Consider the following 9,931-nt stretch of genomic DNA (forward strand, 5'->3'; position numbering starts at 1 on the left):
GCGACCCGCCCCCGCGCCGCCGGTGTCAGCCCGACCAGGGTGGGCCAGGGCCAGGGCAGCCGGGCCAGCGGGCCCCATTCCAGCGGCAGGGTGCGGAAGGGCACATCCAGCCGCTCCGCGATGCCCAGGGCCTGGGCCGCCGTGCCCGCGCGCGGGTCGGCCAGCACCCAAATGGGCGCCTCCGTCATGGACGCGCCGCCATCAGGGCGTTACGAACCGCGCCAGAAGGAGAGCTTCCCGCCATGACCACCACGCATCTTTCAGACTGGGACCGCGACGCCGCGCTCACCACCGCCCGTATCCTGCTGGAGATCAAGGCGGTCAACTTCCGGCCGGAGGAGCCCTATACCTTCACATCGGGCTGGAAGAGCCCGGTCTATATCGACTGCCGCAAGATCATCTCCTTCCCGCGCGCCCGCACCCGCATCTGCGACCTGGCCGTGGAGAAGATCAACCGCCACATCGGCTTCGAGAGCATCGAGGCCGTGACGGGCGGCGAGACCGCCGGCATCCCCTATGCCGCCTGGATCGCGGACCGTATGGCGGCGCCGATGTCCTATGTGCGCAAGAAGCCCAAGGGCTTCGGCAAGAACGCCCAGATCGAGGGCGACGTGCCCGAGGGCAAGCGCACCCTGCTGGTGGAGGACCTGACCACCGACGGCGGCAGCAAGATCCGCTTCGCCCAGGCGATGCGCGATGCCGGCGTGATCGTGGACCATACCTTCGTGGTCTTCTTCTACGGCGTCTTCCCCGGCGGGCAGGAGAAGTTGCAGCAAATCAACCTCAACCTGCTGCATCTGGCGACCTGGTGGGACGTTCTCGAAGTCTGCCGGGAACGCCCCTACTTCTCGGAAGGCGCCCTGAAGGAAGTGCGCAAGTTCCTGGAAGATCCGGTGAGCTGGAGCCGCGAGCGCGGTGGCGTCGGCAGCCTGGAAGAGGCCGAGGCCTTCAAGGCCAAGGCTGGCTGAGACACCGGCCGGATCTCCGGGTTCATCAGGGGGCGGCGTGCCATGACGGCGCGCCGCCTGTTTTTGGCCCTTGTTTGTAGCCTTGGCTACAGGCTCAATACGGGACACGAGATGGATGCCTGTGGCACGGAGACCCGCCTGATGCCCGACCAGTCCTGCCCGCCGGCGGAGCTTCCGGCCGGGCACCGGCATGACGCGGCCAGTCTGACCGGCGCCTCCAACAGCCTGGGTGAGATCCACCGCACCGTCCACGTCCCCGCCGGCGCCTCCTGGCTGCGGCGGCTGCTGGCCTTCGTGGGGCCAGGCTACATGGTGGCGGTGGGCTACATGGACCCGGGCAACTGGGCCACCTCCATCGCCGGCGGCTCGGCCTTCGGCTACACGCTGCTCTCGGTCGCGCTGCTTTCATCCCTCATGGCCATGCTCTTGCAGGCCATCTGCGCCCGCATCGGCATCGCCACCGGGCGGGACCTGGCGCAGCTCTGCCGTGAGCGCTTCCCGCGCTGGATGTCCTTCCCGCTCTGGCTGTTGGCCGAGGCCGCCATCTGCGCCACCGACCTGGCCGAGGTCATCGGCACCGCCATCGCGCTGCAACTGCTGTTTGGCCTGCCGCTGCTGGAAGGCGTGCTGCTGACGGTGCTGGATACGCTGCTGATCCTGTGGCTGCAGCATAAGGGTGTCCGCTGGCTGGAATCCTTTGTTATCGGGCTGATCGCGCTGATCGCCTTCTGCTTCATCGCCCAGCTCGCCATGGCGGACCCGGTCTGGGGCGATGTGCTGCGCGGCTACCTGCCCTCGTCTTCGGTGGTGACGGATGGTGCGCAGCTCTACCTGGCGCTGGGCATCCTGGGCGCCACGGTGATGCCGCATAACCTCTACCTGCACACCGCCATCGTGCAGTCCCGAGACGCCGGGCAGGACGAGGCTGGCAAGCGCGAGGCTATCCGCTTCGCCAGCATCGACAGCACCGTGGCGCTGGTCATCGCCCTGCTGATCAATTCCGCCATCCTGATCCTGGCCGCCGCCGCCTTCCACACGCGGGGCCATACCCAGGTGGCCGAGATCGGCGATGCCCATACCCTGCTGGCGCCGCTGCTGGGCGCGGCGGCGCCGATGCTCTTCGCCATCGCGCTCCTGGCCTGCGGGCTGAATTCCACCGTCACCGCCACCATCGCCGGGCAGGTGGTGATGGAGGGCTTCCTGCGCATCCGCCTGCGCCCGGCGCTGCGGCGGCTGGTGACGCGCATCATCGCCATCGTGCCGGCGGTGGTGGTGACCTGGATCTATGGCGAGAGCGGCACGGCCCAGTTGCTGGTGCTCTCCCAGGTCGTGCTCTCGCTGCAACTGCCCTTCGCGGTGATCCCGCTGATGCTCTTCGCGGGGGACCGCCGCCGGCTCGGCGCGCTGGCCACGCCACCGTGGCAGATGGCTCTGGGCTGGGGCTCGGCGGCGCTGATCGTGGTGCTGAACGTGGTGCTGCTGAAGAACGCCTTCTTCAGCTAGGCACGCGAAAAGGCCCCGGGGGCACACTCCCCGGGGCCTTCGCGCATCTGCCGCGATGTGGCGCCTTCAGCCGACGCTTTTCACGCCCCACTCGTCCTTCGCCTGGGCGGAGGTGCGGTTCAGCACGATCTTGCCTTCGCGCACCGCCTCGACGAGGTCGAGATGCAGGTAGTGGTGCTCGCCGCCGGCGGCGGGGTCCGTCCTGGTCAGCTTGATGCGCTGGCCATCGACATGATCGACCGTGCCGACATGCCCGCCATCGGAACCAACGACTTCCATATGCGCGGCAATGGCGGAAGGATTCATGCCATTCTCCTTGTCCGTATCCGGGCGATAGAACCGGCGGAAGCGGGCGAGGTTTCCGCACCCGCGTGAAGGAGAGTTCATCCCGGCTGCTTTCAGCCCTACCGCGCCGCGGCATCAGCCCCCATCATCGGCCCATGCGCCACGCCCTTGCCGCCCTGCTCCCCCTCGCCCTGGCCGCGCTGCCGGCCGCCGCCCAGCCAGCGCGCGACAGCTTGACCATCGGCATCACGCAGTATCCGGCCAATTTCCACCCGAATATCGAGAACATGGCCGCCAAGGCCTATATCCTAGGCTTCGCGCTGCGGCCGGTGACGGCTTATGACGAGGACTGGAAGCTCACCTGCCTCAGTTGCGACGCCCTGCCCTCGCTGGAGAACGGGCGGGCGAAGCTGGAGCAGACGCCGGATGGCAAGCCCGGCATCCGCATCACCTGGCGCCTGAAGGAAGGCGAGGCCTGGGGCGACGGCACCCCCGTCACCGCCGAGGACATGCGCTTCGCCTGGGAAGCCGGCCGGGCCTTCGAGACCGGCTTCGGCCCGGCCGAGACCTATCGCTCGGCCTATGAATTCATTGTCGAGGATGCGCGCAGCTTCACCGTGCGCTTCAACAAGGTGACCTTCGATTTCGCCGGCCTCGGCCAGTTCCAACCCCTGCCCGCCCGCATCGAGCGGCCGATCTGGGAAGCCGACAAGGCCGGGTACCGCACCCGCAGCGCCTATGAGACCCAGACCACGAATCCGGCGCTCTACGACGGCCCCTACCGCATCGCCGCCGTGCAGCCCGGCGCGGGCGTAACGCTGGAGCGCAATGCCCATTGGGCCGGCCCCGCCCCCGCCTTCAACCGCATCAATATCCGCACGGTGGAGAACACCGCGGCCATGGAGGCGCAGTTGCTGGCCGGGCAGGTGGACATGGTCGCCGGCGAATTGGGCCTGCCGCTGGAACAGGCGGCGGCGCTGGAAAAGCGCGCCGGCGACCGCTTCCAGTTCAGCTACCGCCCCGGCCTGAGCTATGAGCATATCGACCTGCGGCTGGACAACCCGGTGCTGGCCGACCGCCGGGTGCGGCAGGCGCTGCTGCTGGCGGCTGACCGGGCACAGATCGTGGCGCGGCTCTACGACGGCAGGCAGCCTGTGGCGCTGGGCAGCGTGCATCCGGAAGACCCGATGTTCGACCCCGATGCCCCCGCCTGGCCCTATGACCCCGCCGCTGCCCGCGCACTGCTGGAGGAAGCCGGATGGCGTCCTGGCCCCAATGGCATCCGGCGCAACGCGGCGGGCGAGACGCTCTCCTTCGACCTGATGACCACCGCCGGCAACCGGGCGCGGGAGCAGGTGCAGCAGATCCTGGCCGGCATGTGGCGCGCGGTGGGCGTGGAAGCACGCATCCGCAACGAGCCGCCCCGCGTCTTCTTCGGCGAGACGGTCAGCCAGCGGAAATTCACTGCCATGGCCATGTTCGCCTGGGTCAGCAGCCCGGAGAACGTGCCCCGCACCATCTTCCATTCCGAGGAAATCCCCACCGCCGCCCGCAACTGGTCCGGCCAGAACTATCCCGGCTTCTCCAACCCCGAGGCCGACCGGCTGATCGAGGCCCTGCCGCTGGAGCTGGACCCGGCCAAACGCCGCCCGCTCTGGTCGCAGTTGCAGCGGCTGATCGCGACGGAACTGCCCGCCCTGCCGCTCTGGCACCGCGCCGATGCCCATGTCTGGCCGCGCTGGCTGGACGGCGTGCGCCCCACCGGCCACCAGAACTATTCCTCGCTCTGGGTCACGGAGTGGCGGGTGAAGCCTTGAGGCTGGCGCTGCTCCGCCTGCCGCAGATCGCGCTGACCCTGGCGCTGCTGTCGCTGGCGGCCTGGCTGGCCATCGGGCTGATGCCGGGCGACCCCGCCTCCCTGGCGCTGATGTCGGACCCGCGCCTGACGCCGGAGGATATCGCCCGCCTGCGCGCCCTGCACGGGCTCGACCGCCCGCTGATGGAGCGATACCTCGCCTGGGCGCTCGGCCTGCTGCGGGGGGAATTCGGCTATTCCCGCCTTTTCGCCCAGCCGGTGGTGGCGGTGCTCTGGCCGGCGCTGCGCTCCACCCTGGTGCTGGTGGGGCTGGCGGTGGCGCTGGCGGCCGTGGCGGGTGTGGCGCTGGGCGCGCTGGCGGCGCTGCGGCCGCGCGCAGGGGGCTTCGTGGATGCGCTGGCGCTGCTGGCGCAGGCGGTGCCCTCCTTCTGGCTGGGTATCCTGCTGATCATCCTGTTTGCCGTGACGCTGGGCTGGCTGCCGGCGGGCGGGTTGCCCGGCGAGGGCCAGCCGGCCTGGGCCTTCCTGGTGCTGCCGGTGGCCACCATCGGCTTCGGGCAGATGGCCGCCTATGCCCGCCATTCCGCCGCAGCACTGGGCGAGGCGCTGCGCCAGCCCTGGGCCCGCTCCGCCCGCGCGCGCGGTGCTTCCGACCGGCGGGTGCTCTGGCGCCACGCCTTGCCCAATGCCGGCGTGCCACTGCTGACCCTGCTGGCGCTGGATGCCGGCAGCCTCGTCTCCGGCGCGCTGGTGACGGAAACGGTCTTTGCCCGCCCCGGCATGGGCAAGCTGCTTTACGACGCGGTGATGGGCAATGACTACAACCTCGCCCTGCTGGCGCTGCTGCTGGTGGCGCTGGTGACCATGCTGGCGACGCTCGCCGCCGATATCGCCCAGCGCTGGCTGGACCCGCGGCTGGAGGAGGCATGACCCGCCTGCGCCTCGGCCTGCTGATCCTGGCCCTGCTGGCCCTGGCCGCCCTGGCCGCGCCGCTGCTGCAAGGCTGGCTGGGGGCCGACCCCTTCCAGCCCGACCTCTTCGCCCGATACGAGCCCGCCTCCGCCGCCCACCTCCTGGGCGCGGATGAACTGGGGCGCGACATCCTGCTGCGGCTGTTCTACGGCGCCCGCGTCTCGCTGGCGGTGGGGCTGGCGGCGGCACTGGCGGCCAGCGCGCTGGGCACCGCGCTGGGTCTGCTGGCCGCCTGGCGCGGCGGCTGGGTGGATGCGGTGCTGATGCGCCTGGCCGATGGCTTGCTCGCCCTGCCCGCCCTCCCCCTGCTGGTGCTGCTGGCGGCGGTGGACCCGGCCCGCCTCGGCCTGCCGCGCGGGGAAGCCTGGACGGATATGCTGCGCATCACCGTGATACTCGTGATCTTCGGCTGGGTGGGCGTGGCGCGGCTGGCGCGGGCGGCGGCGCTCTCCGTGCTAGCCACCGATTACGTGCGCGCGGCGAGGGCCCTGGGCGTGACCGAGGCGCGGCTGCTCCGGCGCCATGTGCTGCCGGGCATTGCGGCGCCGGTGGCGGTCGCCACGTCGCTGGCCGTGGCCGGCGCCATCCTGGCCGAGAGCGTGCTGAGCTTCCTTGGCCTTGGCATCCAGCCGCCGGCGCCCTCCTGGGGCAATATGCTGGCCAATGCGCAGGAAGCGGTCTTCGCCGCGCCCATGGCGGCGGTCTGGCCGGGGCTGGCCATCCTGCTGGCCGTGGCAGGCTGCGGGCTGGTGGCCGATGGGGTGGCCAGGCGCGGCAGTTGACGGCAGGGCGCCGCCGTCCTCTGCTGCGCGCCGGAGTTTCGCCATGTCCAAGACCACCCGCGCCACCCAGGCGCTGCAGAAGGCCGGCATCGCCTTCACGCTGCATCCCTATGACTACGACCCGGCGGCCGAAAGCATCGGCCTGGCCGCCGCCACCGCCCTGGGCATCGAGCCGCGCGTGATGCTGAAGACCCTGATGGCTGAGGCCGACGGCAAGCCCGTCTGCGTCGTGCTGCCGGCGGACCGCGAGGTCAGCATGAAGCGGCTGGCTACCCTCTTCGGCGCCAAATCGGCGCAGATGATGAAGCCCGAGGCTGCCGAGCGCCTGACCGGCTACCATGTCGGCGGCATCAGCCCCTTCGGCCAGAAGCGCGCCGTGCCCACCGCCATCGAGGAAGCGGCCATGGCGGAGGAAAGGGTCTTCATCAATGCCGGCCAGCGCGGCCTGCTGCTGGCCCTGCGTCCGCAGGATGCGCGGGAGGTGCTACGCGCCCGCACCGGGCCGGTGGTAGCATGAACGGCCGAGTCTCCGATTCGGCCACCACAGTGATCAAGAGACCGTCTGCATGAAGGGCCTGCTGCAAGTCCTGGCCGTGATGATCGGCTTCCTGGTGGCCAGCGGAGAAATCGCGCGGCGCTGGGGCGACGCGCATTTCATCCCCCTGGCGCTGGATGACCTTTGCATCTCCGCCGCGCTGTTCTGGGCCGCCTGGCGCGCCCGGGACCATGGCCCGGGGCCACTGGTGGCGGCCTGGGGGCTCTTCAGCGGCCTGATGCTGATGCTGCTCTCGGTGAACGCCAATTACCTGATCCATGATATGCCCAAGGCCGGGCGCGTCTTCTACACCGTCATCCTGGCCGCCATGCTGGGGCTGGGCCTCTGGGCTACCTGGCGTTCCCTTCTCCTGACAGAGGAGCGGACGCGGCGCTGAGCTAGCCCAAGCCTGAGCGTGGCTTTCAAGCCACAGTGCAGCAAACTTACGTGCGGAATATACGGGAGGCGCAGCTTTTCTACCCCGGGTGCATTCGTTTTGATTAGAATGCACCAGACCAGGAGAGCCGTTATGCCTCACGCTGAGACAGTGCAGCCCTCCTGCGCCCGTTGCCGGACTACGGGCGGCTTCGATATCCCCATCTCGATGGCCTTCCAGCCTATCCTGCGCGCACCGGCCTCCGGAGAGCCGCCGAGCCTCTTTGCCTATGAGGCCCTGGTGCGGGGGCAGGATGGCGCCGGAGCCGCCAGCGTGTTGGCGCAGGTGGACAGCAGAAACCGCTATGCCTTTGACCAAGCCTGCCGCGTGAAGGCTATCGAGATGGCCGCCCGGCTGGACCTTCCCGCCACCGGGGCGCTGCTTTCCATCAACTTCCTGCCCAATGCGGTCTATGAGCCGCGCAGTTGCATCCGCGCCACCCTGGCCGCCGCCCAGCGCACCGGCTTCCCACCCTCCGCGCTGATGTTCGAGGTCACGGAACAGGAGCAGGTGGAGGACCCGGAGCACCTGCTGCATATCCTGAACACCTACCGGCAGATCGGCTTCCGCACCGCCATCGACGATTTCGGCGCCGGGTATTCGGGCCTCGGCCTGCTGGCGCGGTTCCAGCCGGATGTGGTGAAGCTGGACATGGGGCTGGTGCGCGGCGCTGATGCGGACCCGGCCCGCGTCATCATCCTGCGGCACACCGCCGCCATGTGCCGCGAGCTGGGCGTGACCCTGGTGGCCGAAGGCGTGGAAACCGCGGCGGAACTGGCCGTGCTGCGGCGGCTCGGGATCGAGATCTTCCAGGGCTATTACTTCGCGCGGCCGGGCTTCGAGCACCTGCCGGTGCCACGCCTGCCAAGCTGAAGGCCGCGCCTCCCCTGGCAAACCCGTCCCTCAGGGTTTAATCCCTGGGCCGGACGCAAACCCAGGAGAGACCCCGATGCCGCATCCCAGGCCCGTCATGCTCGTCATCCTCGATGGCTGGGGCTGGCGGGAGGAGGCGGCGGACAATGCCGTGCGGCAGGCCAGGACCCCCTGTTTCGACGCGCTCTGGGCCGCCGGTCCCCGCAACTTCCTGCATACCAGCGGCCCCGATGTCGGCCTGCCGGTGGGACAGATGGGCAATTCCGAGGTCGGCCACCTCAATCTCGGCGCCGGGCGCATCGTGATGCAGGACCTGCCGCGCATCGACAGCGCCGTGGCCGATGGCTCGCTGGCCAGCAACCCGGCGGTGCAGGACCTGATCGCCAAGCTGAAGGCGAGTAGCGGCACGCTGCACCTGATGGGCCTGCTCTCCCCTGGCGGCGTCCATAGCCACCAGGACCACGGCCTGGCCCTGGCGCGGATTTTCGCGGGTGCCGGAATCCCCGTCGCCATTCATGCCTGGACCGACGGGCGCGACACGCCGCCCAAGGCCAGTCCGGACTTCCTGGCCCGCTTCGAGCCGCAACTGCCCACCGGCGCCCGCATCGCCACGGTCTGCGGCCGCTACTTCGCCATGGACCGCGACAACCGCTGGGAACGCGTGAAGCAGGCCTGGGACGCCATGGTGCTCGGCCAGGGCGAGAAGGCCGCCAGCGCCACCGCCGCCATCGCCGCCGCCCATGCCGCCGGCAAGACCGATGAATTCATCCCCGCCGCCAGCATCGGCGGCTATGCCGGCATGAGGGACGGCGACGCGCTGCTCTGCTTCAACTTCCGCGCCGACCGCGTGCGGCAGACCATGGCGGCGCTGCTGGACCCGGCCTTCACCGGCTTCCCGCGCCCCTTCCTGCCGAAGCTGGTGGGCGCCGCCATGATGACCCATTATTCAGACGCGCTGACCGCGCTGATGGCCACGATCTTCGCGCCGCAGTCGATGCGGGACATCCTTGGCGCCGTGGTCTCCGCCGCCGGCAAGACGCAGATGCGGATGGCTGAGACCGAGAAGTACCCGCACGTCACCTATTTCTTCAACGGCGGCGAGGAAACGCCCTTCCCGGGCGAGGAGCGCGTCATGGTCGCCTCCCCCAAGGTGGCGACCTATGACCTGCAGCCGGAGATGTCGGCGCCCGAACTGGCGGAGAAGGCGGTGCAGGCCATCAATTCAGCCAAGTACGACCTGATCATCCTGAACTTCGCCAATGCCGACATGGTGGGCCATACCGGCAGCCTGGCAGCCGCCACCAAGGCTTGCGAGGCGGTGGATGCCGGCCTCTCCCGCATCGTCGAGGCGGTGCGCGCGCAGGGTGGCGCCCTGCTGGTGACGGCCGACCATGGCAATGCCGAGCTGATGCGCGACCCCGCCACGGGCGGCCCGCATACCGCCCATACCACCAACCTGGTGCCGGTGGTGCTGGTCGGCGGCCCGGCGGGCGCGGTGCTGCATGAAGGCCGCCTGGCGGATGTGGCGCCGACCCTGCTGGCCCTGATGGGCCTGGGCCAGCCGGCGGCCATGACCGGGCGCAGCCTGGTCGGAACCGGCGGATAGTGCGGCACCGGGGAAGCCTCTCGCGCCTGCTGCCAGCCGCCCTGCTGGGCGGGCTGGTCCTGGGCGCCGGCATCCCCCCGCTGGCCGCCCAGCAACCGACCCAGCGCAGCCTGCGCGACGCCGAGCGCGTGGCGCAGGAAGCGCGCGAGGCCGCC

Annotated in this window: 10 protein-coding genes and 1 pseudogene; 9 read left to right on the top strand and 2 right to left on the bottom strand. The window is 70.0% G+C overall.

The window, feature by feature from the left end; all coding sequences use genetic code 11:
- Positions 1-188 (bottom strand): annotated as a pseudogene (locus IBL25_RS21840) (mitochondrial fission ELM1 family protein); the annotation flags it as partial.
- A 54-nt stretch (positions 189-242) separates the two neighbouring features.
- Here IBL25_RS21840 and IBL25_RS21845 point away from each other — a divergent pair.
- Entirely contained in the window at positions 243-968 is a 726-nt protein-coding gene (locus tag IBL25_RS21845) for an orotate phosphoribosyltransferase (protein ID WP_187780608.1), read from the top strand.
- A gap of 141 nt (positions 969-1,109) precedes the next feature.
- Positions 1,110-2,471 carry an Nramp family divalent metal transporter gene (locus IBL25_RS21850; protein ID WP_187780609.1) on the top strand — a complete coding sequence of 454 codons (1,362 nt, stop codon included), beginning with the start codon at positions 1,110-1,112 and terminating at the stop codon, positions 2,469-2,471.
- Between the two features lie 66 nt (positions 2,472-2,537).
- Here the strand turns inward: IBL25_RS21850 and IBL25_RS21855 are convergent, their stop codons facing one another.
- Positions 2,538-2,777, bottom strand: a complete 240-nt coding sequence (locus IBL25_RS21855; protein WP_187780610.1) for a DUF2171 domain-containing protein — start codon at positions 2,775-2,777, stop codon at positions 2,538-2,540.
- A 134-nt stretch (positions 2,778-2,911) separates the two neighbouring features.
- On the opposite strand from IBL25_RS21855, the gene IBL25_RS21860 reads away from it, so the two are divergent.
- From IBL25_RS21860 to gpmI, 7 genes are all read left to right on the top strand, one after another.
- On the top strand, positions 2,912-4,573 hold the full coding sequence (locus IBL25_RS21860; protein ID WP_187780611.1) for a peptide ABC transporter substrate-binding protein: 1,662 nt from the start codon (positions 2,912-2,914) through the stop codon (positions 4,571-4,573).
- Complete coding sequence (locus IBL25_RS21865; RefSeq protein ID WP_187780612.1) at positions 4,570-5,502, top strand: ABC transporter permease; 933 nt, start codon at positions 4,570-4,572, stop codon at positions 5,500-5,502. Before IBL25_RS21860 ends, IBL25_RS21865 begins: the two co-directional genes overlap by 4 nt.
- Positions 5,499-6,326 (top strand): ABC transporter permease, encoded by an 828-nt coding sequence (locus IBL25_RS21870; protein WP_187780613.1) that lies wholly within the window; start codon positions 5,499-5,501, stop codon positions 6,324-6,326. The genes IBL25_RS21865 and IBL25_RS21870 overlap by 4 nt, the downstream gene beginning before the upstream one ends.
- Before the next feature lie 43 nt (positions 6,327-6,369).
- On the top strand, positions 6,370-6,843 hold the full coding sequence (gene ybaK, locus IBL25_RS21875; protein WP_187780614.1) for a Cys-tRNA(Pro) deacylase: 474 nt from the start codon (positions 6,370-6,372) through the stop codon (positions 6,841-6,843).
- 49 nt (positions 6,844-6,892) lie between these two features.
- Positions 6,893-7,258 (top strand): hypothetical protein, encoded by a 366-nt coding sequence (locus IBL25_RS21880; protein WP_187780615.1) that lies wholly within the window; start codon positions 6,893-6,895, stop codon positions 7,256-7,258.
- Between the two features lie 132 nt (positions 7,259-7,390).
- On the top strand, positions 7,391-8,170 hold the full coding sequence (locus IBL25_RS21885; protein WP_187780616.1) for an EAL domain-containing protein: 780 nt from the start codon (positions 7,391-7,393) through the stop codon (positions 8,168-8,170).
- A gap of 76 nt (positions 8,171-8,246) precedes the next feature.
- Positions 8,247-9,776: a 2,3-bisphosphoglycerate-independent phosphoglycerate mutase gene (gene gpmI / locus IBL25_RS21890; protein ID WP_187780617.1), complete on the top strand. Its 1,530-nt coding sequence runs from the start codon at positions 8,247-8,249 to the stop codon at positions 9,774-9,776.
- Positions 9,777-9,931 lie beyond the last annotated feature (155 nt).

Source organism: Pseudoroseomonas ludipueritiae (genome assembly GCF_014490445.1).
Lineage (GTDB): Bacteria > Pseudomonadota > Alphaproteobacteria > Acetobacterales > Acetobacteraceae > Pseudoroseomonas > Pseudoroseomonas ludipueritiae.